Origin of the sequence: Mycobacterium paraffinicum, from assembly GCF_001907675.1 — a bacterium.
GTDB classification, from domain to species: Bacteria; Actinomycetota; Actinomycetes; order Mycobacteriales; family Mycobacteriaceae; genus Mycobacterium; species Mycobacterium paraffinicum_A.
In genome coordinates, this window is the sequence record NZ_MPNT01000035.1 from 20,549 (window position 1) to 44,534 (window position 23,986).

Here is a 23,986-nt window from a genome sequence, read left to right on the forward strand (position 1 = left end):
GGCGTGTCAATCGAAGATGTCTCGGCGCGCGGCCCCTGGGGGCAAGGCGGGGTCGACGAACCACTCCCGGGGAAAGAGCAGGCCGAACGCCTGCGGCGGCAGTCGCAGCAGGACGTCGTACATGCGCGCTCCCACGGTGGACTCGCCGATCTGCGAGCGGTGGGCGGCGAACGCGTCCCGCTTCTGGCGCGCGAAGCCAAAGACGTCAATCCGGTGGGTGATGCTCGCCCGCGGCGCGTACGCGGTGCGGGCGACGTCCGGCTCGTAGGGCGGCGGCAGTCTCAGCAACCGGGCGAGCCGGCCGGCGCGCACCAGTAATTCCCGCGGCATCGTCGCCTCTAGCACGCGTGGCGTAGCCGCGAATTCGGCGGCGCGCTTGCCGACGTGATGCACCTGGACATGATCGCGGTGACCGTAGCCGCCGTTCGGTTGATAGCTGAGCAGAAGGTCGGCGTCTTCCTCGGCGAGGATGGCCGCGAGCCGCTGCGCCGCATCCTCGACGTCTGCGCGCCCGAAGCGGATTCGCCCCGGCGGGTCAGGGTAGAACTGTGGGCCATAACCGCTGTCGGCGTAGCCCAGACACTCGACCCGGTGAACCCCTAAAATCCTTGCGCTCGAACGCAATTCGTCTAGACGGAAGCCGTCATCCGCGTTGTGTACCCGTCCGTCGGTCGCGGCCACGACGACCACGCGGTGCCCATCCGCCGCCGCCCGCGCGAGCGTGCCTCCGGTGAGGATCACCTCGTCGTCCGGATGGGCGTGGAATGCGACCACAGTGGCCATGAACGCAGTATGCCCGCGGCGTCGGGCGCGCACTGCCCGGTAGAAATGAGCCATGACCGAACTCTGGGTGGAGCGCACGGGATCGCGCCGCTACACCGGACACAGCTCGCGCGGTGCGCAGGTACTCGTCGGCTCCGAAGACGTCGACGGCGTCTTCACCCCTGGCGAGCTGCTGAAGATCGCGCTCGCCGCGTGCAGCGGGATGTCCAGCGACCAACCACTCGCCCGCCGGCTCGGCGACGACTACCAAGCGGTGGTCAGAGTGTCCGGTGACGCCGACCGCGAACGCGAGCTGTACCCGCTGTTGGAAGAGACGCTCGAGCTCGACCTGTCCGGGCTCACCGCGGAGGAGAAGGAGCGGCTGCTGGTGGTGGTCGACCGGGCGATCGAGGCGGTCTGCACCGTCGGGCGCACGCTGAAGGCCGGTACGAACGTCAGCTTCAAGGTCGCCGATGTCGGAACCTGACGTCCGGCTCACCGCCTGGGTGCACGGGAAGGTCCAGGGCGTCGGTTTCCGCTGGTGGACGCGCAGCCGGGCGCTCGAATTGGGGCTTACCGGCTACGCGGCCAACCAGCCCGATGGCCGCGTGCTGGTGGTCGCGCAGGGCCCACGCGAAGCCGCCGAGCGACTGCTGGCGCTGCTGGAGGGCGGCGAGGCGTGGCCGTCGCGGCCCGGCCGCGTCGACAAGGTGGTCGCCGACTGGTCGGAGCCGCGGGAACGGTTCGAAGGGTTTGTCGAGCGCTGATGCGGCGCGCCAGCGCCCTCCGTCGCGTGACTGATGTGGCCATTGTGACCAGTGCGGCAAGGCGTGAACAACGGCCGCATTTCGCGCCTCCCGACACCCCTCGCTAGGGCCGACCCGAGCGATTCGAGCGGTAGTCTGGCTCGCCGTGTACCTCAAGAGTCTGACGCTGAAGGGCTTCAAGTCCTTCGCTTCGCCGACGACTCTGCGTTTCGAGCCGGGCATCACCGCGGTCGTCGGGCCCAACGGTTCGGGCAAGTCGAACGTCGTCGACGCCCTGGCCTGGGTCATGGGGGAGCAGGGCGCGAAGACCCTGCGCGGCGGCAAGATGGAGGACGTCATCTTCGCCGGCACCTCGTCGCGGGCCCCGCTCGGCCGCGCCGAGGTCACCGTCACCATCGACAACTCCGACAACGCGCTGCCGATCGAATACTCCGAGGTGTCGATCACCCGGCGCATGTTCCGCGACGGCGCCAGCGAATACGAAATCAACGGCGCCAATTGCCGTTTGATGGACGTCCAGGAGCTGCTGAGCGACTCCGGGATCGGCCGGGAGATGCACGTCATCGTGGGGCAGGGCAAGCTCGACGAGATCCTGCAGTCGCGGCCCGAAGACCGGCGCGCCTTCATCGAAGAGGCCGCCGGGGTGCTCAAGCACCGCAAGCGCAAGGAAAAGGCCCTCCGCAAACTCGACGCGATGTCGGCGAACCTGGCCCGACTCACCGACCTCACCACCGAGCTGCGCCGCCAACTCAAACCGCTGGGCCGCCAGGCCGAGGTGGCCCGCCGCGCCCAGACCATCCAGGCCGACCTGCGCGACGCCCGATTGCGCCTGGCCGCCGACGACCTGGTCAACAGGCAAACCGAGCGCGACGCCATCTTCGAGGCTGAGGCCACCATCCGCCGCGAGCACGACCAGGCCGCCGCCCGCCTGGCCGTGGCATCCGAGGAGCTCACCGCGCACGAGGCGGCGGTCGCCGAACTCTCGCAGCGGGCCGAATCGGTGCAGCACACCTGGTTCGGGCTGTCCGCGCTGGCCGAGCGGGTGGCCGCGACGGTCCGCATCGCCAGCGAACGCGCCCATCATCTCGACGTGGAACCGGCGCCGCCCAGCGACACCGATCCGGACGCGCTGGAAGCCGAGGCGGAGCGGGTCGCCGTCGCCGAGCGCCAATTGCTGGCAGAACTCGCCGAGGCGCGCACCCGGCTCGACGCCGCCCGCGCCGAGCTGGGCGAGCGCGAGCGCGAGGCCGCCGAGGCCGATCGGGCCCACCTGGCGGCGGTGCGCGCCGAGGCCGACCGGCGCGAGGGCCTGGCGCGACTGGCCGGTCAGGTGGAGACCATGCGGGCCCGCGTCGAATCCATCGACGACAGCGTCGCCCGGCTGTCCGAACGCATCGAACAGGCCGCCGCCCGCGCGCAGCAGTCCAAGGCGGAGTTCGAGACCGTGCAGGGCCGCGTCGGCGAGCTCGACCAGGGCGAGGTGGGCCTCGACGAGCACCACGAGCGGACCGTCGCCGCCCTGCGGTTGGCCGACGCGCGAGTCGCCGAACTGCAGGCCGCCGAGCGCGACGCCGAACGCCGGGTGGCCTCGCTGCGGGCCCGCATCGACGCGCTGGCGGTCGGACTGGAGCGCAAGGACGGCGCGGCCTGGCTCACCGAAAACCATGCTGGCACAGGACTTTTCGGCCCGATCGCCAAGCTGGTCAAGGTCCGCTCCGGCTACGAGGCGGCGCTGGCCGCGGTGCTGGGATCCGCGGCCGACGCCCTGGCCGCCGAGAGCTTCGGCGCGGCCCGGTCCGCGGTTGCCGCCCTCAAGCAAGCGGACGGTGGACGGGCGGCGTTGGTGCTCGGCGATTGGCCCGCCGACGACGCCGCGTCGCGCGACGCGCTGCCCGGCTCCGCCCTCTGGGCGCTGGACCTGATCGAGGCGCCCGCGCGGCTGCGCGGCGCCATCACGGCGATGCTCTCGGGCGTCGCGGTGGTCGACGACCTGGATCAGGCGCTCGAGCTGGTGGCGGCGCGCCCGCGGTTGCGTGCGGTCACGCTCGACGGCGACCTGGTGGGCGCCGGCTGGGTGAGCGGGGGCTCCGACCGCAAGCTCTCCACGCTCGAGGTGGCCTCGGAAATCGACAAGGCCGGCAGCGAGCTGGCCGCCGCGGAATCGCAGGTCGCCCAGCTGACCGCGGCGCTGTCCGGCGCGCTGACCGAGCAGGCCGCCCGGCAGGACTCCGCCGAGCAGGCGCTGGCCGCGCTCAACGAATCCGACACCGCCATCTCGGCGATGTACGAGCAGCTGGGGCGGCTCGGGCAGGAAGCCCGCACCACCGAAGACGAGTGGACCAGGCTGCTGCGGCAGCGCGAAGAGCTCGAGGCCGGCCGCGCGCAGACCGTCGAAGAAGTCACGGCACTGGAAAGCCGGCTGCGCAACGCCCAAGAGACGCAACACATTCAGGCCGAAGCGCCCAACCATGCCGAGGTCCGGCAGCGGATCGCCGCGGCCGCCGAGGCCGCCCGCAGCGCCGAGGTGGAGGCCCGGCTGGCGGTGCGCACCGCCGAGGAGCGGGCCAACGCGGTCCGCGGGCGAGCGGATTCCCTGCGCCGCGCGGCCGCCGCGGAACGCGAGGCGCGGCTGCGCGCCCAGCAGGCGCGCGAGGCGCGGCTGCGCGCGGCCGCGGTCGCCGCGGCGGTGGCCGACGCCGGACGGCTGCTGGCCCAGCGGCTGGACCGGGTGGTCGGGGCGGCGTCGAAGATCCGCGACGCCCTGGCGGCCGAACGCCAGGACCGGACGACCGCGATGGCGGCGGTGCGCGACGAGGCGAACGCGCTCGGCGCCCGGGTCGCCACCCTCACCGACTCGCTGCATCGTGACGAGGTGGCCAACGCGCAGGCGGCCATGCGCATCGAGCAGCTCGAGCAGATGGTGCTCGAGCAGTTCGGGATGGCGCCCGCCGACCTGATCGCCGAGTACGGGCCGGACGTGGCGCTGCCGCCCACCGAGCTCGAGATGGCCGAGTTCGAGCAGGCCCGGGAACGCGGCGAGCAGGTGGTCGCGCCCGCGCCGATGCCGTACGACCGGGCCACCCAGGAGCGGCGGGCCAAACGCGCCGAGCGGGAGCTCGCGGAGCTGGGCCGGGTCAACCCGCTGGCGCTCGAGGAGTTTGCCGCGCTGGAGGAGCGCTACAACTTCCTGTCCACCCAGCTCGAGGATGTCAAGGCGGCCCGCAAGGACCTGCTGGACGTGGTCGCCGACGTCGACGCCCGCATCCTGCAGGTGTTCAGCGAGGCGTTCGTCGACGTGGAACGCGAATTCCAGGAAGTCTTCACCGTGCTGTTCCCCGGCGGGGAGGGCCGGCTGCGGCTGACCGATCCCGACGACATGCTCACCACCGGCATCGAGGTGGAGGCGCGCCCGCCCGGCAAGAAGATCACCCGGCTGTCGTTGCTGTCCGGTGGCGAGAAGGCGCTGACCGCGGTGGCGATGCTGGTGGCCATCTTCCGCGCCCGCCCGTCGCCGTTCTACATCATGGACGAGGTGGAGGCCGCGCTCGACGACACCAACCTGCGCCGCCTGATCAGCCTGTTCGAGCTGCTCCGGGCGCGGTCGCAGCTGATCATCATCACGCACCAGAAGCCCACGATGGAGGTCGCCGACGCCCTGTACGGGGTGACCATGCAGGGCGACGGCATCACCGCGGTGATCTCGCAGCGGATGCGCGGGCAGCAGGTGGAGCAGCTGGTCTCGAGCTAGGGCCCGCTCGGGCCGGTGGCGGGCGGCTGGAAGGATTGCCACCGTGTCGCAAGGTCTTTGGATCGCCATCGCGGTCGTCGCCGTCCTGGTTGTCATCGCCGCGCTGGTCCTGGGCCTGGCGCGGTACCGCCGCCGCCGGATCAGCTTCACCGCCAAGCCGGAGCCCGGCGCGATTGACCGGTCGGGCGGCTACACCGCGTCGTCGGGCATCACCTTCAGCCAGACGACCCAGGCCGACCGGCTCGACACCACGGGCCTGCCCGCGGTGGGCGACGACGCCACCATTCCCCGCGACGCGCCGCGGCGCACGATCTCCGAGGTCGAACTCCCCGAACCGGAGACCGTCACCCCGCCGCCCGTAGCGGCCCCCGAGCCGCCGGCCCGCGAGGCCCCGGAGATCGAGGCCATCGCACCCGCGGAGGGCCGGCTGGAGCGGCTTCGCGGCCGGCTGGCCCGCTCGCAGAACGCGTTGGGGCGCAGCGTGTTGGGCCTGATCGGGGGCGGGGATCTCGACGAGGACGCGTGGCAGGACGTCGAGGACACCCTGCTGGTCGCCGACCTGGGGCCCGTGGTCACCGATTCGGTGATGACGCAGCTGCGCGCCCGCCTGGCGGGCGGCGACGTGCGCACCGAGGCCGACGCCAAGGCCGTGCTGCGCGACGTGCTGATCCGCGAGCTGCACCCCGAGCTGGACCGCTCGATCCGCGCGCTGCCCCACGCCGACCACCCGTCGGTGCTGCTGGTCGTCGGCGTGAACGGCACGGGAAAGACCACCACCGTCGGCAAGCTGGCGCGGGTGTTGGTGGCCGACGGGCGCCGCGTCGTGCTGGGCGCCGCCGACACGTTCCGGGCCGCCGCGGCCGACCAGCTGCAGACCTGGGCGTCCCGGGTGGGCGCGGAGGTGGTGCGCGGGGCCGAAGGCGCGGACCCCGCATCGGTGGCTTTCGACGCCGTCGACAAGGGCATCGCCGCGGGCGCCGACGTGGTGCTGATCGACACCGCCGGCCGGCTGCACACCAAGGTCGGGTTGATGGACGAGCTCGACAAGGTCAAGCGCGTAGTGAGCCGCCGCGCAGCCGTCGATGAGGTGCTGCTGGTGCTCGATGCCACCATCGGACAGAACGGGTTGGCGCAGGCGCGGGTTTTCGCCGACGTCGTCGAGATCACCGGCGCAGTGCTGACCAAGCTGGACGGAACTGCCAAGGGCGGCATCGTATTCCGCGTCCAACAGGAACTCGGCGTGCCGGTGAAGCTGGTCGGGCTCGGGGAGGGACCCGACGACCTGGCGCCGTTCGAGCCGGGGGCCTTCGTCGACGCGCTGCTCGGCTGAACCGCTTACACGGCTAGCGGGACGTTAATACCGCCGAAACACACTGGCCCCATTGCGGAAACAACCATTGCGCAAGGTTCTGGATCAGGTCACAGGCGTCGCCTGACGGCCATTCATGTCCTGACCGGAGGTGAGCGAGTGGCATTCCCGCAATTGGGCCAACCCGATACCGGCGATACCGCCTGGATGTTGGCGAGTTCCGCGCTAGTGCTGTTGATGACGCCGGGCCTTGCATTCTTCTACGGCGGCATGGTGCGCACCAGAAGCGTGCTCAACATGATCATGATGAGCATCAGCGCGATGGGTGTGGTGACCGTGCTGTGGGTGCTCTACGGCTACTCGATGTCGTTCGGTGACGACCGGGGCGGTGTCGTGGGCAACCCGACCGATTACTGGGGCCTGGCAAAGCTCATCGGCGGCAACGCCGTCAAGGCGGACCCGAGCAAGGGCGTCACGCAGGTCGACATTCCGCTGGCCGGCACCATGCCCGCGACCGTGTTCGTCGCCTTCCAGCTGATGTTCGCGATCATCACCGTCGCGCTGATCTCGGGTGCGGTCGCCGACCGGCTCAAGTTCACCGCCTGGCTGGTGTTCTCCGCACTGTGGGCGACCCTGGTCTACTTCCCAGTCGCGCACTGGGTGTTCGCGGCGGACGGGTTCGCGTCCGAGCACGGCGGCTGGATCAACAACAAGCTGCACGCCATCGACTTCGCCGGGGGGACCGCGGTCCATATCAACTCCGGTGTGGCGGGCCTGGCCCTGGCGATCGTCCTGGGCAAGCGCAAGGGCTGGCCCACGACGCTGTTCCGGCCGCACAACCTCCCGTTCGTGATGCTCGGCGCCGGTCTGCTGTGGTTCGGCTGGTTCGGGTTCAACGCCGGTTCGGCGACCAGCTCGAACGGTTCGGCCGGTACCACCTTCATGACCACCACGATCGCGACGGCCACGGCCATGCTGGCCTGGCTGCTCACCGAGCGCATCCGCGACGGAAAGCCCACGACGCTGGGTGCGGCGTCGGGCATCGTCGCCGGGCTGGTCGCGATCACCCCGTCCTGCTCGTCGGTCAACGTGCTCGGCGCGCTGGTGGTCGGTGCGGTGGCCGGCGTGGTGTGCGCGCTGGCGGTCGGGCTGAAGTTCAAGCTCGGCTTCGACGACTCGCTCGACGTGGTCGGGGTGCACATGATCGGTGGTTTGACGGGCACGCTGCTGGTGGGCCTGCTCGCCGCGCCCGAATCCCCTGCGATCGACGGCGTGGCCGGGGTGTCGAAGGGGCTGTTCTACGGCGGCGGCTGGTCCCAGCTCGAACGTCAGGCGGTCGGCGCCTTCGCCGTACTCTTCTACTCGGGCATCGTCACGCTGATCCTGGCCTTGATCCTCAAGTACACGATCGGGTTGCGCGTCCCCGCCGAAGAAGAATCAACAGGCATCGACGAGTCTGAGCACGCGGAGAGCGCGTACGATTTCGGAGCGATCGGTGGGCAAGGATCGGTCCTTCCGGCGGCGCGGACTCCGGTGGATGACCGCAACGGCCTGGAGGAGGACCGAGTGGGCGACAAAGTGGAGGCAGAGCAGGCATGAAGCTAGTCACCGCAATCGTGAAGCCGTTCACCCTCGATGACGTGAAGACCAGCCTCGAGGACGCGGGCGTCCTGGGGATGACGGTCAGCGAAATTCAAGGGTATGGGCGGCAGAAGGGCCACACCGAGGTTTACCGGGGCGCTGAGTACTCGGTGGATTTCGTGCCGAAGGTGCGCATCGAGGTCGTGGTCGACGATTCCATCGTGGACAAGGTCGTGGACAGCATCGTCGGGGCGGCGCGCACCGGCAAGATCGGTGACGGCAAGGTCTGGGTCTCTCCCGTGGAAACCATTGTGCGAGTGCGCACGGGTGAACGCGGAACCGATGCCCTCTGACCGTGGCCGTGCATCGTTGAACCAGGCCGGACGGGCCGGGAGGGTATGACAAGCCCCCTCGACCGGCCATCTGAAGCGGGGACAGGAAGCGCCGGCGGGGCAGCCGATTTGGCTGCCTCGCGGCGCCGACTGCTGTCGGAGGGTCGCGAGCTCGCTGCGGCGGAGTTGCGCAAGGCCTGGCTGGAGCTGCACGAATCCTGGCTGGTGGCCAAGGGCGACGCGATCGGCATCACCGACGGCAGCGGTTTCGCGATCGTCGGGGTCGGGGGGTTGGGCCGGCGCGAACTGCTGCCGTATTCGGATCTCGACCTAATGTTGTTGCACGACAACAAATCCAACGAGGTGCTGCAGCGGGTCGCCGACGGCCTGTGGTATCCGTTGTGGGACGCCAACGTTCGGCTCGACCACAGCGTGCGGACGGTGTCGGGGGCCCTGGGCGTCGCCAACAGCGACCTGGTGGCGGCGCTGGGCATGCTGGACGCGCGCCACATCGCCGGGGACGAGCGGCTGTCGGCGGAGCTGATCGACGGGGCGCGACGCCAGTGGCGCAGCGCCATTCGATCTCGCATGGACGAGCTTGTCGCGATGACATACCAACGCTGGCAACGGTGTTGGCGAATCGCGCAGCGGGCCGAGCCGGACCTCAAGTCGGGCCGAGGCGGCCTGCGCGACGTCCAATTGCTTGACGCGCTGGGCGTCGCGCAACTCATCGACCGCCACGGCATGGGCCATCCCGACGCGCCGGGGGGCTCACTGGACGCCGCGTATCTGACGATGCTCGACGTCCGCACCGAACTGCACCTGGTATCCGGACGCGGACGCGACCAACTGCTGGCGCAGTTCGCCGACGAGGTGAGCGCCGCGTTGGGCGTCGGGGATCGATTTGCGTTGTCGCGCTTGCTATCCAGCGCCAGCCGCACGATCGCCTACCACGCCGAAACCGGGCTGCGGACCGCGCAGAACGCGCTGCCCCGGCGCGGCCTGACGGCGCTGGTGCGGCGCCCGCGGCGGCGACCGTTGGACGAGGGCGTGGTCGAGTACGACGGCGAGGTGGTGCTCGCCCGCGACGCCCACCCCCAGACCGATCCCGGACTGGTACTGCGGGTCGCAGCCGCGTCGGCGGCCACCGGCCTGCCCATCGGCGCCGGCACGCTCAAACGGCTGGCCGACAGCGTTCCGGACCTGCCCTCGCCGTGGCCGCGGGAGGCGCTGGACGACCTGCTGGTCGTGCTGCTGGCCGGGCCCACGACGGCCAACACCATCGAGTCGCTGGACCGCACCGGGCTGTGGGGTCGTCTCTTCCCGGAGTGGGACGCGGTGCGTGACCTGCCGCCGCGCGACGTCTCGCACAAGTGGACCGTCGACCGGCACATCGTCGAAACCGCCGTCAACGCCGCGCCGCTCACCACGCGGGTGGCGCGGTCGGACCTGCTCGCGCTCGGCGCGCTGCTGCACGACATCGGCAAGGGGCGCGGCACCGACCACTGCGTGCTCGGCGCGGAACTGACCATCCCGATCGCCACCAGGCTGGGCCTGTCCGACGAGGACACCGCGACGCTCGCGGGCATGGTCCGCCATCATCTGCTGCTGCCGGTGACGGCCACCCGAAGCGACCTCAACGACCCCGAGACGATCGAGTCGGTGGCCGCCGCCCTCAAGGGAGACCCGCAACTGCTCGAACTCCTGCAGGCGCTGGCGGAGGCCGACTCCAGGGCCACCGGGCCGGGAGTGTGGAGCGACTGGAAGGCGTCCCTGATCGAAGACCTGGTCCGCCGCTGCCGGTTGGTGATGGCGGGCGAGCCGCTTCCCGAGGCGGAACCGATTGCGCCGCATTATCTTTCGTTGGCGGCCGACCGCGGTGTGCACGTGGAGCTCAAGCCCGGTGACCGCGAGCGCCTGACCGCGGTGATGATTGCGCCCAACCAGCGGGGGCTGGTTTCGAAAGCCGCTGCGGTCCTGGCGTTGAACTCGCTGCGCATCCATTCGGCGTTGGCCAACATTCACGAGGGCGTGGCGATCGTCGAGTTCGTCGTGTCACCGGTCTTCGGCTCGCCACCCGAACCGGGTTTGCTGCGACAACAATTCAACGGAGCCCTGGCCGGTGACCTCGATGTCCTCGGCACGCTGGAGAAGCGGGACAGCGACGCCGTGAGCGCCGCGACCGCGCGGGCCGGCGAGATTCAGGCCGGCGTGCCCGTCACCCGGTCGACCGCCCCGCCCCGCATCCTGTGGCTCGACGCCGCGACCGCCGGCCAGTTGATCTTCGAAGTCCGCGCCATGGATCGCCTGGGGCTGCTGGCGCTGCTGACCCACGCACTGGAACAGGCGGGGGCCGACATCGTCTGGGCCAAGGTGAACACGTTCGGGTCGACGGCGGCGGACGTCTTCTGCGTGTCGGTGCCGGCCGACGCCGAGGACGACGCGCGAGCCGCGATCGAAGAGCATCTGCTAGCGGTGCTGGGCGGCCCGGCGGTCGAAGTGCTTCAAGAGCCGGTCGGCGACTAAGGCGTCAGGTGTGCTCGGCGTTGAGGCGCCGCAGGGCCTCGATCCGGGCCTGGATCTGCTCGCGGGTGGCGGCGGCGATCGGCGGCCCCCCGCAGCGACGGCGAAGTTCGCTGTGGATCCAGCCGTGCGGCTTGCCTGTGCGGTGGTGGGTGGCCGACACCAGGGAGTTCAGCTCGCGGCGCAGGTCGCGCAGCTGGCCATGCAGCGTGGGGGCCGCGGAGACCGCGGCGGCGGGCGCGCCCTGCGCGGCCCGTCGCTGCAGCTGCTCGTCCTGGCGGCGGTGCAGCAGCGCCCGCATCTGCTCGGCGTCGAGGAGGCCCGGGATGCCGAGGTAGTCGGCCTCCTCGTCGCTGCCGGCCGGCGCGGCGGTGCCGAACGACGATCCGTCGAAGATGACCTGGTCGAGCTCCGCGTCGGCGCCCAGTGAGGTGAAGCCGTTGTCGGCTTCGGTTTTCTCGGTCTGCGTTCTGGTGGCCGGGTCACCGTCGAGGGGGTCCTCGTCCGGGCGATGCGGCTCCCCGAGCACGTGGTTGCGTTGGGCCTCCAGCTCGCTGGCGAGCTGCAGCAGGTTGGGCACCGACGGCAGGAAGATGCTCGCGGTCTCGCCCGCGCGGCGCGACCGGACGAACCGGCCGATGGCCTGCGCGAAGAACAGGGGCGTCGACGCACTGGTGGCGTAGATGCCGACCGAGAGCCGCGGCACGTCGACGCCCTCGGAGACCATGCGCACCGCGACCAGCCAGCGGCTGGTACCGGCGGCGAATTCGCTGATGCGGGCGGACGATCCGGGGTCGTCGGAGAGCACCACCGTCGGCGCCTCCGAGGTCAGCGTCGTCAGCAGGGCGGCGTAGGCGCGGGCCGCCGTGCGGTCGGACGCGATGATCATGCCGCCGGCGTCGGGCACGTGCTCGCGCTTCTGGCGCAGCCGTTGGTCGGCGGCCGCGATCACCGCGGGCATCCATTCGCCGGCGGGGTCGAGCGCCGTGCGCCACGCCCGCGCCGTGTGCTCGGCGGTCAGCGGCTCGCCCAGCCGCGCGGCGTGCTCCTCCCCGGCGCTGTCGCGCCAGCGCGCCTCCCCGGAGTAGGCCAGGAACACCACCGGCCGCACCACTCCGTCGGCGAGAGCCTCCGCGTAGCCGTAGGTGTGGTCGGCCCTCGAACGCCGCACCCCGTCGGCTCCGGCCTCGTAGGCGACGAACGGGATGGGGCTGTCGTCGCTGCGAAAGGGCGTTCCCGTCAGGGCGAGCCGGCGGGTGGCGTCGCCGAAGGCCTCGCGGATGGCGTCACCCCACGTCTTGGCGTCGCCGCCGTGGTGGATCTCGTCGAAGACGACCAGCGTCTTGCGCTGCTCGGTGCGTACCCGGTGCAGCGTCGGGTGCGCGGCGACCTGAGCGTAGGTGACCATCACGCCGTGGTACTCGCCCGACATCTGGGCGTTGGAGTTGGAGAACTTGGGGTCCAGCGCGATGCCGTGCCGCGCCGCGGCCTGCGCCCACTGCACCTTGAGGTGCTCGGTGGGCACGACGACCGTGATCTGTTCGACGGCGCGCTGGCCCAGCAGTTCGGCCGCCACCCGCAGCGCGAACGTCGTCTTCCCGGATCCCGGGGTCGCCACGGCCAGGAAATCGCGCGGTTGGCCGGTCAGGTATTTGACCAGTGCCCTGCGCTGCCATCCGCGCAGCGCCCGGCCGCCGTTGTCGTCGACGGGGGTCTCCGTGCGAGCGACCGGTTGCACGGACATTTCCCCCCGGGTGGTTGTAGTTTTCGGTGCGGCCGCCTGATTAGGCGATGGCTGTGAAATCTAGCACGCCAACGCTTTTCGGCGCAGTAACGACTCGAGCGGGGTTACCGCGCGTGGCTCGCCAGGTCGCGCGCCTCCAGCCACCCGCGGATGTGTTCGGCGACGTCAGCCCAGCCCGGCTCGAGCATCATGTTGTGCCCCATCGGGAAGAAATGCGGCTCGGTCCGGTAGGCGCGCGCCGTGGCGCGTACCTCGCCGACGCTGACGAACCCGTCGTACTCGGCGCCCAGGACCAGGATCGGGGCCCTCACCCGCCGGGTTCGGACGCGGCGGAGCACCGGATCGGTCATGGCGGCGCGGACGCTCTCGGCCCCGGCGCGTTGCCTGCAGGACTCGACGATGGCCTCGGGCGTGTCGGCGCAGAACAAGTACTCGCGGGCCAGCGCCGGGGTGGCAAGGAATTTCAGCAGCGTGGGGTCGCTCCACGCTTCCATGGTCATCGACGGGCGGCGGCGCCAGACCCGCAGCGCCATGGTGAGTACCCCCTGCGGCGGCACGGAGCCCACCAGCACCGCCGCCGGAGCGCTGCGCTGTTCGAGGTAGCGCTGGATGACGAAGCCGCCCAGCGAATGGCCGATCAGTACCGGCCCGCCGCCCAGTTCGTCGGCCACCGAGCGGAGGTCCTCGATGTAGTCGGCGATGGAGACCTTGTGCAGCGGCTTCGCCGTCGGGCTGCCGCCGTGCCCGCGCAGGCTCATCGCGGCCGCGCGGTAGCCCGCGTCGGCGAAGAAATCGAGGAAGTGCTCCCAGCACCATGCGCCGTGCCAGCCGCCGTGCACGAAGAGCAGCGGCACCGGATGGGCGGGGGTGCAGGACCCTCTGTCGATCACCTCGAGCATGGGTTTTCACCTCGTTCGGCCGCGTTTTGGTTCGCTCGACCATTCAAACCCGCTCGTCGTTTCGGCGAGACTGAAACTACGCACACCCTCACCGGCGTGTCGTGTGCGTAGTTGCAGTGTCGCGGTCGACGGGCGGCGTCGGGCCGGCCGCGCCGGGCTCCACTAGGCTGGCGGGGTGTTTGAATCGCTGTCCGACCGGTTGACCGGTGCACTTCAGGGGCTACGCGGCAAGGGTCGACTGACCGACGCCGACATCGAGGCCACCACCCGCGAGATCCGGCTGGCGCTGCTGGAAGCCGACGTGTCGTTGCCCGTGGTCCGGGCGTTCGTCACCCGGATCAAGGAGCGCGCCAGGGGCGCCGAGGTATCCGGTGCGCTCAACCCGGCGCAGCAGGTCGTCAAGATCGTCAACGAAGAGCTCATCGGCATCCTGGGCGGCGAGACGCGCCAACTCGCGTTCGCCAAGACGCCGCCGACCGTGGTGATGCTCGCCGGTCTGCAGGGTTCCGGTAAGACCTCGCTGGCCGGCAAGCTGGCCGCCTGGCTGCGCGGCCAGGGACACACCCCGCTGTTGGTGGCCTGCGACCTGCAGCGGCCGGCCGCGGTCAACCAGCTGCAAGTCGTCGGCGAGCGCGCCGGCGTCCCGGTGTTCGCTCCCCACCCCGGCGAGTCCCCCGAATCGGGGCCCGGCGACCCGGTCGCGGTGGCGGCCGCCGGTCTCGCCGAAGCCCTGGCCAAGCACCACGACGTCGTCATCGTCGACACCGCGGGACGGCTGGGCATCGACGAGGAGCTGATGGCCCAGGCCGCGGCCATCCGCGACGCCGTCAACCCCGACGAGGTCTTGTTCGTGCTCGACGCGATGATCGGGCAGGACGCCGTCACCACCGCGGAGGCCTTCCGCGAGGGCGTCGGCTTCACCGGCGTCGTGCTGACCAAACTCGACGGTGACGCCCGCGGTGGCGCGGCGTTGTCGGTCCGCGAGGTGACCGGCGTCCCAATCCTTTTCGCCTCCACCGGCGAGAAGCTGGAGGACTTCGACGTCTTCCACCCGGACCGGATGGCCGGCCGCATCCTGGGCATGGGCGACGTGCTGAGCCTGATCGAACAGGCCGAGCAGGTCTTCGACGCCGAGCAGGCCGAGGCCGCCGCCGCCAAGATCGGCACCGGCGAGCTGACGCTCGAGGACTTCCTGGAGCAGATGCTCGCGATCCGCAAGATGGGCCCGATCGGCAACCTGCTGGGCATGCTGCCCGGGGCCGGGCAGATGAAGGACGCGCTGGCCCAGGTCGACGACAAGCAACTCGACCGCCTGCAGGCCATCATCCGCGGCATGACGCCCGAGGAGCGGGCCGACCCGAAGATCATCAACGCCTCGCGGCGGCTGCGCATCGCCAACGGGTCCGGCGTCTCGGTGTCCGACGTCAACCAGCTGGTCGACCGCTTCTTCGAGGCCCGCAAGATGATGTCGTCGATGCTCGGCGGGATGGGGATCCCCGGCATGGGCCGCAAGTCGGCGACCCGAAAGGCCAAGGGCGCGAAGGGCAAGAAGGGCAAGAAGGGCGGACGCGGCCCCACGCCGCCCAAGGTCCGCAACCCACTCGGCGCCGGGATGCCGGGCATGCCGGCGGGGTTCCCCGACCTGTCGCACATGCCCGAGGGCCTCAACGAGCTGCCGCCCGGGCTGGCCGACTTCGACCTGTCCAAGCTCAAGTTCCCGGGCAAGAACTAGTGACGATCGCGAGCGCGGCGAAGCCGGGCGACGCGGGTCGTCACCATCGGAACTAGCCGCGCCGTGCGCCTGCACGTGCGAGGTGTCGGGCTGCCCGACGAGACCCCGATCGAGCTGTGGATCGTCGACGGCCGCACCAGCGTCGAACCGGTCGCCGGCGCCGACACCGTCTTTGACGGCGGCTGGATTCTGCCCGGCCTGGTCGACGCCCACTGTCACGTCGGCCTGGGTGGGCGCGGGGAGATACCGCTCGACGACGCGATCGCCCAAGCCGAGACCGAACGCGACGTGGGTGCGCTGCTGTTGCGAGACTGCGGCTCGCCCACCGACACCCGCAGCCTGGACGACCACGACGACCTGCCCCGCATCATCCGGGCCGGAAAACACCTCGCCCGGCCGAAGCGCTACGCGGCGGGCTTCTCGCGCGAGCTGGAAGACGAGTGGCAGCTGCCCGAGGCGGTCGCGCAGGAGGCGCGGCGCGGGGACGGCTGGATCAAGCTGGTCGGCGACTGGATCGACCGCAGCGTCGGCGACCTCGCCCCGCTGTGGTCCGACGACGTGCTCAAGGCCGCGATCGAGACCGCGCACGCCCACGGCGCCCGCGTCACCGCGCACGTCTTCAGCGAGGACGCGCTGCCCGGCCTGATCAACGCCGGCATCGACTGCATCGAGCACGGCACCGGCCTCACCGACGACACCATCGAGCTGATGGTCGAGCGCGGCACCGTCCTGGTCCCCACGCTGGTCAACATCGTCGAGAATTTCCCCGGCATCGCCGACGCCGCGGCCACGAAGTACCCGACCTACGCCGCCCACATGCGTGACCTGCATGCCCGCGGCCCGGGGCGGCTCGCCGCGGCCCGCGAGGCCGGTGTGCCGATCTACGCCGGCAGTGACGCGGGCACCATGGTCGCGCCCGGGCGCATCGCCGACGAGGTCGAGGCGCTCAAGGGCATCGGGATGAGCGGGGGCGAGGCGTTGGGCGCGGCGTGCTGGGACGCCCGCCGCTGGCTGGGCCGCCCCGGCCTCGAGCACGGCGCGTCCGCGGACCTGGTGTGCTTTTCGGACGATCCGCGCTCGGGCCCGGCGGTGCTGCGCCGCCCGGACCTGGTGATATTGCGCGGCAAGGTGTTTCGCCCGTCGACGTAGCCGCGGGATCCCCCCGGCGGCGGCCAATCCCGCGGGCGGCGTGCTACCGGGTGTGCCGGTTTCCGACCCGTCGACATTCCCTTCGGCCCTGGTCAGGACGCGCTACACCGATTCCAAGAAAAGATTGCGAGTACTTGCTATCTATGTTACGTTCGGTTCCACCGCGACGAGTGGAGGCAAAAAATGGCGTACGACGTGATCATTCGCGACGGGCTGTGGTTCGACGGCACCGGCGGTGCGCCGCAGACCCGCACGCTGGGCATCCGGGACGGCGTGGTGGCGACGGTGTCGGACCGCCCGCTGGACGAGACGGGTTGCCCCGAGGTGATCGACGCGGCCGGCAAGTGGGTGGTGCCCGGCTTCGTCGACGTGCACACCCACTACGACGCCGAGGTGTTGCTGGACCCGGGCCTGCGCGAGTCCGTGCGCCACGGTGTCACCACCGTGCTGCTCGGGAACTGCTCGCTGTCCACTGTCTACGCCAACTCCGAGGACGCCGCCGACCTGTTCAGCCGCGTGGAGGCCGTCCCCCGCGAATACGTTTACGGCGCTTTGCAAAACAAGACCTGGTCCGGCGCGGCGGAATACATCAAGGCGATCGACGCCCTGCCACTCGGGCCGAATGTCGGCTCACTGCTTGGCCATTCGGACCTGCGGGCGGCGGTGATGGGCCTCGACCGGGCCACCGACGCCGCCGTCCGGCCCACCGACGCCGAAGTGGAGCGGATGGCGAGCCTGCTCGACGAGGCGCTGGACGCCGGGGTGCTCGGCATGTCGGGGATGGACGCGGCCATCGACAAACTCGACGGTGAACGCTTCCGGTCGCGGGCGCTGCCGTCCACCTTCGCGACGTGGCGCGAACGGCGCCGGCTGATCAAGGTGCTGCGCAAGCGCGGCCGCATCCTGCAGAGCGCGCCCAACGTGGCGAAGCCGGCGACCGGGATGCTCTTCTTCGTGGCCAGCAGCCGGATCTTCAACCGGGGCAAGGGCGTTCGCATGAGCATGCTGGTTTCCGCCGACGCCAAGTCGATGCCGCTGTCGGTGTACGTCTTCGGACCGGGGGCCCGCCTGCTCAACAAGCTCCTGGGCGCCAGCGTGCGGTTCCAGCATCTGCCGGTGCCGTTCGAGTTGTACTCCGACGGGATCGACCTGCCGGTCTTCGAGGAGTTCGGCGCCGGAACCGCCGCCTTGCACCTACGGGATCAGTTGCAGCGCAACGAGTTGCTGGCCGACAAGGAATACCGCCGCCAGTTCCGGCGCGAGTTCGACCGCGTCAAACTCGGACCGTCGCTGTGGCACCGCGACTTCCACGACGCCGTCATCGTCGAATGCCCCGACAAGTCGTTGATAGGCAAGAGCTTCGGCGCCATCGCCGACGAGCGCGAATTGCACCCGCTCGACGCGTTCCTCGACGTGCTCGTCGAGAACGGTGAACGCAACGTCCGCTGGACGACGATCGTCGCCAACCATCGGCCCAAGCTGCTCAACGCGCTCGCCAAGGAGGGCAGCGTGCACATGGGCTTCTCCGATGCCGGTGCGCACCTGCGCAACATGGCCTTCTACAACTTCCCGCTGAAGCTGCTCAAGCGTGCCCGGGACGCCTACCGGGCCGGCGCGCCATTCATGTCGACCGAGCACGCGGTGCATCGCCTGACCGGCGAACTGGGGGAGTGGTTCGGCATCGACGCCGGCACGCTGCGCCAGGGCGACCGCGCGGACTTCGTGGTGATCGACCCGGCCGGCCTCAACGAGGCGGTCGAGGGTTACTACGAGGAGGAGGTGCCCTTCTACGGCGGCCTGCGGCGCATGGTCAACCGCAACGACGACGCCGTCGTCGCGACCGGCGTGGGCGGCGCCGTGGTCTTCCGCGCGGGCCGGTTCCGCGAGGGCTACGGCCAGACGGTGAAGTCCGGCCGCTACCTGCGCGCGGGCCAGCGGCACCGCGGCCAGAGCGCCGTGAAAATCGGGGCCTGACATGGCCAGAACTCAGCAGCAGCGTCGCGAGGAGACCGTGGGCCGACTCCTGGACGCCTGCATCGACACCATCATCGAGGTCGGGTACGCCCGGGCGTCGGCCGCCGTGATCACCAAGCGCGCGGGCGTGTCCGTGGGGGCCCTGTTCCGGCACTTCGGGACGATGGGCGACTTCATGGCGGCCACGGCCTCCGAGGTGTTGCGTCGTCAGCTCGAGACGTTCACCAAGCGGGTCGCCGAGATCCCGCCCGATCGGCCGGCGCTCGAAGCCGCCCTGGCGATCCTGCGCGACGTCACCGCCGCCCCCAGCAACGCGGTGCTCTACGAACTGCTGGTCGCCGCGCGCACCGACGAAAAGCTCAGGGCCACTTTGCAAAACGAGCTGCGGCAATACTCCAGCAAGATTCTCGAGGCCGCCCGCACCCTGCCCGGCGCCGAGAGCTTCCCCGAGGAGACGTTCCCCGTCCTGGTGGCGGTGCTGACCAACGTGTTCGACGGGGCCGCGGTGGTGGAGGGGGTGCTGCCGCAGCCGCAGATCGCGGAGCAACGGATCCCCATGCTGATGACGCTGCTGTCCGCGGCGGCGCCGGACGCGGGCCTATAGCGAGCCGACGCTGGACTGCGGGTTGAGCGCGAAACCCCAGTCGAACAGCGTCGCGGCCTGGTCCCAGTAGGTCGGCCCGCCGGCCTTGACCAGGCCGTACATCATCGCGATGACCAGCCGCCGGCCACCGCGTGCAGCCGCGCCGACGAAGGTCTTGCGCGCGGCGTCGGTGAACCCGGTCTTGCCGCCGATCGCGCCGGGATAGCGCTGCAACAGCTCGTCCTGGTTGACGATCGGTTGATCCCCGTGATCGCCGGGGAACATCGCCGACGGCTCGGCGGTGATCTGGGCGAACACCGGATTGGCCATCGCGGCGCGGAAGATGACGGCCAGGTCGTGCGCCGTCGAGGCCCCGGACCCGCCGGGCCCGTCGAGACCGGACGGCGTCGCGGCATGGGTGTTCGTCGCGCCCAGGGCGGCCGCCTTGGCGTTCATCTTGGCGACCGTGGCGTCGGGTCCGCCCAGCATGTGCGCCAGCGTGTTGGCCGCGTCGTTGCCCGAGACCAGCAGCAGGCCGTCCAGCAGCTGGCGCGCGGTGTAGAGCCGGCCCGGTTTGACGCCGACACAATTGCACTCCACCTGCGTGTCGGCGGTATCGGCGACCACTGTGGAGTCCAGGCTCACCTGGTCCAGGGTCACCAGCGCCAGCAGCACCTTGATGGTGCTCGCCGGCGGGTGGGCCACGTTCTGGTCGCGGGCGGCCAGCACCTGGCCGCTGTCCAGGTCGGCGACGATCCAGGTCTGCGCCGGGCCGTCCGGGATCGGCATCGAGCCGACCGGCTGCGTGCTGTCGGCCCAGGACGCTGGGACGGTGGCCCCGCACGCACCGACCGTGAGCAGGGCCGCGGCTGCGGCCATGACCTTACGCATGGGCCGAAAGTCTAACTTCCGGGCCTTTTCGGCGCCGATTTTCGTCTACTGTCCGATGCATGTTGAGCCTGGCCGAGATTTCCGACCGCTTAGAGATCCAGCAGCTGCTGGTGGACTACTCCACCGCCATTGACCAGCGCCGATTCGACGATCTCGACAAGGTGTTCACCGACGACGCGTACATCGACTACACCGCGCTCGGTGGCATCGAGGGCCACTACCCCGAGGTCAAGAAGTGGCTGTCGGAGGTGCTGCCGAACTTTCCGGTGTACGCGCACATGCTGGGCAACTTCTCGGTGCGTATCGATGGCGACAAGGCGTCGTCGCGGGTTATCTGCTTCAACCCGATGGTGCTCGGCGGCGACAACGATCAGGTGTTGTTCTGTGGGCTCTGGTACGACGACGAATTCGTCCGCACGCCGGAGGGTTGGCGGATGACGCGCCGGGTGGAGACGAAGGTCTTCCAGAAGGTCATGTAGGGCTTGCGCCGAGATTGCCGCCAGGGCTGTTCGGCACGCCCCGGCCACCACGATGGCGGCGACCCGCAGCGCCCGGCCCCGCCGCGCTCGCGATCGCCGCGATTTCTGACACGGCGACCCGTTCTGGCACAATAGGCGGCTGTCCGCCGAGCGATCACGCATCGCTTCGTGGTCAGACACGCGAGGCAAAACCGGATCCTGGCATCCCGCCCCGATCGCTGAATTGCAGCGTGACACACACAGGAGAATTCGCTTAACCATGGCTGTGAAGATCAAGCTCACCCGGCTTGGCAAGATCCGCAATCCCCAGTACCGCATCGCCGTCGCCGACGCGCGGACGCGGCGCGACGGTCGCTCCATCGAGGTCATCGGTCGCTACCACCCCAAGGAAGACCCGAGCCTCATCGAGATCAACTCCGAGCGCGCCCAGTACTGGCTGTCCGTGGGCGCCCAGCCCACCGAGCCCGTCCTCAAGCTGCTGAAGATCACCGGCGACTGGCAGAAGTTCAAGGGCCTGCCGGGCGCCGAGGGCCGCTTGAAGGTCGCCCCGCCCAAGCCGAGCAAGCTGGAGCTGTTCAACGCCGCGCTGGCGGAGGCCGAGGGCGGCCCGACCACCGAGGCCGCGAAGCCGAAGAAGAAGGCGCCGGCGAAGAAGGCCGCCAAGGCCGCCGCGCCGGAGGCCGCCGCTGAGGCTCCCGCTGAAGCCGCGCCGGCCGAGACGGCCGCCGAGGGCGGCGAGCAGGCCGAGCCGGGCACCGAGAGCTGACGCGGCGATGAGCACGGTCGTCGTTGACGCGGTGGAGCACCTGGTGCGGGGGATTGTCGACAACCCCGACGATGTCCGGGTGGACATGGTGACCAGTCGCCGCGGCCGAACCGTCGAGGTCCACGTCCATCCCGACGACCTCGGCAAGGTGATCGGTCGCGGCGGTCGCACCGCGACCGCCCTGCGCACGCTGGTCGCCGGTATCGGTGGCCGCGGCATCCGCGTCGACGTGGTGGACACCGACCAGTAGCCGCTCATGGAACTCCGTTGGAGTTGACGGTCGGACGCGTCGCGAAGGCGCACGGGATCGGCGGCGAGGTCGTCGTCGAGATCCGCACCGACGACCCCGACGCCCGCTTCGCTCCCGGTAAAACGTTGCGCGGCAGGGCTTCCCGCGGCGGTGGGGAACGCGACTTCGTCGTCGAGAGTGTGCGTGAACACGGCGGGCGGCTGCTATTGCGATTGGCCGGGGTGACCGATCGCGACTCCGCCGACGCGCTGCGCGGCACCTTGTTCGTCGTCGACTCCGACGACCTGCCCCCCATCGCCGAGCCGGACACCTACTACGACCACCAGCTCGAGGGGCTGCACGTCCGGACCGTGACGGGCCAGGACGTCGGTGTCGTCGCCGAGGTGCTGCACACCGCCGCCGGCGAGCTGTTGGCGGTCCGCCGGGGCGACGGCGGGGAAGTGTTGGTGCCGTTCGTCGGCGCGATCGTCACCTCGGTGTCACTCGACGACGGAGTCGCGGAGATCGATCCGCCCGAGGGCCTGCTGGATCTGGCATGAGGATCGACGTCGTCACCATCTTTCCCGCCTTCCTGGACCCGCTGCGGCAATCGTTGCCGGGCAGGGCGATTCAGTCGGGCCTGGTCGACCTGCGGGTGCATGACCTGCGTCGGTGGACGCACGACGTGCACCGCTCGGTCGACGATGCGCCCTACGGCGGCGGTCCCGGGATGGTGATGAAGGCGCCGGTGTGGGGCGAGGCATTGGACGAAATCTGTTCGGAGCGAACCGTTTTGGTTGTGCCGACACCCGCCGGAGCGTTGTTCACCCAGGCCGACGCCCAGCGCTGGAGCGGCGAGGAGCATCTGGTGTTCGCGTGCGGTCGCTACGAGGGCATCGACCAGCGGGTCATCGAGGATGCCGGCCGACGGATGCGGGTCGAGGAGGTCTCGATCGGCGACTATGTCCTGCCGGGTGGGGAGTCGGCGGCCGTCGTGATGATCGAGGCCGTGGTGCGCCTGCTTCAGGGAGTGCTCGGCAATCCCGCCTCACACCTGCACGATTCGCATTCCCCGGCCCTGGATCGGCTGCTCGAGGGGCCCAGCTACACCCGGCCGCCGAGCTGGCGCGGGCTCGACGTACCCGAGGTCTTGCTATCCGGCGACCACGCGCGCGTCGAGGCATGGCGGCGCGAGGTTTCGTTGCAGCGCACCCGCGAACGCCGACCGGAGCTGCTGGACCCTTCCGATTCGCCCGGCGACGATGCGCTCCGCGAAGTGGAGCGAGGAGGAGCCGGGCAATCCGATTAGAGCCCGCGCCCCAGCGGGTCGATCCGACCTTCGGGAAATATCGTCTTGACCGCCCTGGTGATGGTCTCGCGGGCGGTGGCATCGTCGGAGGGTTGCAGGGACTGCACCACCATGATGTAGCGACGGTCCGCGCCGATCACGCCGGTCGACAGGTGCATCCAGTCGCTGCCGATGCAGCACATCCAGCCCTGCTTGACCGCCACCGGTTCGGCATACAACCCGTCCGGGATGCCGAATCGCTGCGGATACCCGTCGAGTCCGTTCGGCGTGGACTGGGCCAGGTCGTCGACGATGAGCTTCGCCTTGTCGGGCGGCAGGCCGCCGGACCCGTCGAGCAGCATCTCGTAGTAGCGGACCAGGTCGGTCGTAGTGCTCATGGTGTTCCACCAGCGTCCGTCGCTGGGCGGCGTGGTCGACGCCAGCCCATAGCGGGCCGCGACCGCGGCGATGATGGCGTTCGCGCCGCCCTGGGCCCAGAATCGCTCGGCGGCGCCGTCGTCGGAGGACTGCAGCATGATGTCCAGCGCCTGGCGGTCGTCGGCGCTCAGCGCGGCCTTGCCCTCGGATGCGTGCAGCAGCAGGTCGTCGGCGATGAACAGCTTGGCCACCGATGCGGTGCCGATGACCTGGCTGTTGCCGGTGGTAACCAGCTGATGGGTCTTTCGATCGAGAATCGCCACCGACAGGGCGGCCCCGCCGGCCGCGGCCTCGTCGGTCGCTTGCTGCGCGCGAGCCTGCAGGCCCACGGGTTGCGCGCTGGGCGGCTGCTGCTCCGGCTGCGTGGGCTCGACCGCCTCGAGCATCAGCTGCGCCCGCTGCGGGGACGCCTGGCGCAGGCCGCGGTCGGGGGTGACGTACACCGGGAAGTTGTAGACCTTGGCCTGTACCTTCGCCTCGCAACCGGCGGCCACCACCAACGCCACCGCCGCTGTGGCGGTGAACAAAGTCAGCGGCCGAACGCGCATTCCCCTCCTCCGACTGGCTCGGACGGTGCACAGGCGCGGGCCGCGTCGCGCCACCTGATCCGGCCGTCACGCAGGTCCGGTAGCGCGTTCTGGCCCCAGTCATATGTACCATTTACCAGCGCGTTCGGCTCGCTGCGAACCGCGTCGGGAGCTGTGATTTTCGTGGCAAGCGCCCTGTCTGGCACAATTGACCAGTTGTCTCCAGGGGTTGCCGGCCGGCCGGGCCGTTTTCCGCCCGCTGCGA

General features: G+C 70.3%; 21 protein-coding genes. 16 read left to right on the forward strand and 5 right to left on the reverse strand.

Going from position 1 to position 23,986, the window contains the following annotated elements; translation table 11 throughout:
- Window positions 1-6: 6 nt before the first annotated feature.
- Window positions 7-783 (reverse strand): PIG-L deacetylase family protein, encoded by a 777-nt coding sequence (locus BRW65_RS25930; protein ID WP_073879558.1) that lies wholly within the window; start codon window positions 781-783, stop codon window positions 7-9.
- A 52-nt stretch (window positions 784-835) separates the two neighbouring features.
- Between BRW65_RS25930 and BRW65_RS25935 the strand changes: the two genes are divergently transcribed.
- The 7 genes from BRW65_RS25935 (at window position 836) to BRW65_RS25965 (ending at window position 11,025) form a co-directional block, all read left to right on the forward strand.
- Window positions 836-1,249 carry an OsmC family protein gene (locus BRW65_RS25935; RefSeq protein WP_073879560.1) on the forward strand — a complete coding sequence of 138 codons (414 nt, stop codon included), beginning with the start codon at window positions 836-838 and terminating at the stop codon, window positions 1,247-1,249.
- On the forward strand, window positions 1,236-1,529 hold the full coding sequence (locus BRW65_RS25940; protein ID WP_073879562.1) for an acylphosphatase: 294 nt from the start codon (window positions 1,236-1,238) through the stop codon (window positions 1,527-1,529). Before BRW65_RS25935 ends, BRW65_RS25940 begins: the two co-directional genes overlap by 14 nt.
- A gap of 145 nt (window positions 1,530-1,674) precedes the next feature.
- The gene (gene smc, locus BRW65_RS25945) at window positions 1,675-5,277 is read left to right on the forward strand and encodes a chromosome segregation protein SMC (protein ID WP_073879564.1); all 3,603 of its coding nucleotides are present in this window, start codon (window positions 1,675-1,677) and stop codon (window positions 5,275-5,277) included.
- Between the two features lie 43 nt (window positions 5,278-5,320).
- The gene (ftsY, locus tag BRW65_RS25950; protein ID WP_073879566.1) at window positions 5,321-6,607 is read left to right on the forward strand and encodes a signal recognition particle-docking protein FtsY; all 1,287 of its coding nucleotides are present in this window, start codon (window positions 5,321-5,323) and stop codon (window positions 6,605-6,607) included.
- A 186-nt stretch (window positions 6,608-6,793) separates the two neighbouring features.
- Window positions 6,794-8,185 carry an ammonium transporter gene (locus BRW65_RS25955; RefSeq protein ID WP_073879622.1) on the forward strand — a complete coding sequence of 464 codons (1,392 nt, stop codon included), beginning with the start codon at window positions 6,794-6,796 and terminating at the stop codon, window positions 8,183-8,185.
- On the forward strand, window positions 8,182-8,520 hold the full coding sequence (glnB, locus tag BRW65_RS25960; protein ID WP_073879568.1) for a nitrogen regulatory protein P-II: 339 nt from the start codon (window positions 8,182-8,184) through the stop codon (window positions 8,518-8,520). The genes BRW65_RS25955 and glnB overlap by 4 nt, the downstream gene beginning before the upstream one ends.
- 45 nt (window positions 8,521-8,565) lie before the next feature.
- Window positions 8,566-11,025 carry a [protein-PII] uridylyltransferase gene (locus BRW65_RS25965; RefSeq protein ID WP_073879570.1) on the forward strand — a complete coding sequence of 820 codons (2,460 nt, stop codon included), beginning with the start codon at window positions 8,566-8,568 and terminating at the stop codon, window positions 11,023-11,025.
- A 4-nt stretch (window positions 11,026-11,029) separates the two neighbouring features.
- Here BRW65_RS25965 and BRW65_RS25970 read toward each other — a convergent pair whose 3' ends face one another.
- Both BRW65_RS25970 and BRW65_RS25975 read right to left on the reverse strand, forming a co-directional pair.
- A complete protein-coding gene (locus BRW65_RS25970) occupies window positions 11,030-12,766 on the reverse strand; it encodes a DEAD/DEAH box helicase (RefSeq protein WP_073879572.1) in 1,737 nt (578 codons plus the stop codon).
- 104 nt (window positions 12,767-12,870) lie between these two features.
- Complete coding sequence (locus tag BRW65_RS25975; RefSeq protein ID WP_073879574.1) at window positions 12,871-13,665, reverse strand: alpha/beta hydrolase; 795 nt, start codon at window positions 13,663-13,665, stop codon at window positions 12,871-12,873.
- A gap of 175 nt (window positions 13,666-13,840) precedes the next feature.
- Here BRW65_RS25975 and ffh point away from each other — a divergent pair, with 175 nt between their 5' ends.
- The 4 genes from ffh (at window position 13,841) to BRW65_RS25995 (ending at window position 19,124) form a co-directional block, all read left to right on the forward strand.
- A complete protein-coding gene (gene ffh, locus BRW65_RS25980; protein WP_073879576.1) occupies window positions 13,841-15,397 on the forward strand; it encodes a signal recognition particle protein in 1,557 nt (518 codons plus the stop codon).
- Window positions 15,398-15,442: 45 nt separating this feature from the next.
- Complete coding sequence (locus tag BRW65_RS25985) at window positions 15,443-16,546, forward strand: metal-dependent hydrolase family protein (protein WP_208611929.1); 1,104 nt, start codon at window positions 15,443-15,445, stop codon at window positions 16,544-16,546.
- 183 nt (window positions 16,547-16,729) lie between these two features.
- Entirely contained in the window at window positions 16,730-18,520 is a 1,791-nt protein-coding gene (locus BRW65_RS25990; protein ID WP_073879580.1) for an N-acyl-D-amino-acid deacylase family protein, read from the forward strand.
- Window position 18,521: 1 nt separating this feature from the next.
- Window positions 18,522-19,124: a TetR/AcrR family transcriptional regulator gene (locus BRW65_RS25995; RefSeq protein ID WP_073879582.1), complete on the forward strand. Its 603-nt coding sequence runs from the start codon at window positions 18,522-18,524 to the stop codon at window positions 19,122-19,124.
- On the opposite strand, the gene BRW65_RS26000 is transcribed toward BRW65_RS25995, so the two are convergent.
- A complete protein-coding gene (locus BRW65_RS26000; protein ID WP_073879584.1) occupies window positions 19,119-19,994 on the reverse strand; it encodes a D-alanyl-D-alanine carboxypeptidase family protein in 876 nt (291 codons plus the stop codon). The two genes, BRW65_RS25995 and BRW65_RS26000, sit on opposite strands and share 6 nt — an antisense overlap.
- A 59-nt stretch (window positions 19,995-20,053) precedes the next feature.
- Here BRW65_RS26000 and BRW65_RS26005 point away from each other — a divergent pair, with 59 nt between their 5' ends.
- From BRW65_RS26005 to trmD, 5 genes are all read left to right on the forward strand, one after another.
- Window positions 20,054-20,473: a nuclear transport factor 2 family protein gene (locus BRW65_RS26005; RefSeq protein WP_073879586.1), complete on the forward strand. Its 420-nt coding sequence runs from the start codon at window positions 20,054-20,056 to the stop codon at window positions 20,471-20,473.
- Between the two features lie 259 nt (window positions 20,474-20,732).
- Window positions 20,733-21,239, forward strand: coding sequence for a 30S ribosomal protein S16 (gene rpsP, locus BRW65_RS26010; protein WP_073879588.1), 507 nt, complete (start codon window positions 20,733-20,735; stop codon window positions 21,237-21,239).
- Window positions 21,240-21,246: 7 nt separating this feature from the next.
- Window positions 21,247-21,489, forward strand: a complete 243-nt coding sequence (locus BRW65_RS26015; protein WP_003878715.1) for an RNA-binding protein — start codon at window positions 21,247-21,249, stop codon at window positions 21,487-21,489.
- 17 nt (window positions 21,490-21,506) lie between these two features.
- Window positions 21,507-22,028, forward strand: a complete 522-nt coding sequence (gene rimM / locus BRW65_RS26020; protein WP_073879590.1) for a ribosome maturation factor RimM — start codon at window positions 21,507-21,509, stop codon at window positions 22,026-22,028.
- The gene (gene trmD, locus BRW65_RS26025; RefSeq protein WP_073879592.1) at window positions 22,025-22,777 is read left to right on the forward strand and encodes a tRNA (guanosine(37)-N1)-methyltransferase TrmD; all 753 of its coding nucleotides are present in this window, start codon (window positions 22,025-22,027) and stop codon (window positions 22,775-22,777) included. Before rimM ends, trmD begins: the two co-directional genes overlap by 4 nt.
- Here the strand turns inward: trmD and BRW65_RS26030 are convergent.
- On the reverse strand, window positions 22,774-23,742 hold the full coding sequence (locus BRW65_RS26030; RefSeq protein ID WP_073879594.1) for a hypothetical protein: 969 nt from the start codon (window positions 23,740-23,742) through the stop codon (window positions 22,774-22,776). The genes trmD and BRW65_RS26030 overlap by 4 nt on opposite strands.
- Between the last annotated feature and the right edge of the window lie 244 nt (window positions 23,743-23,986).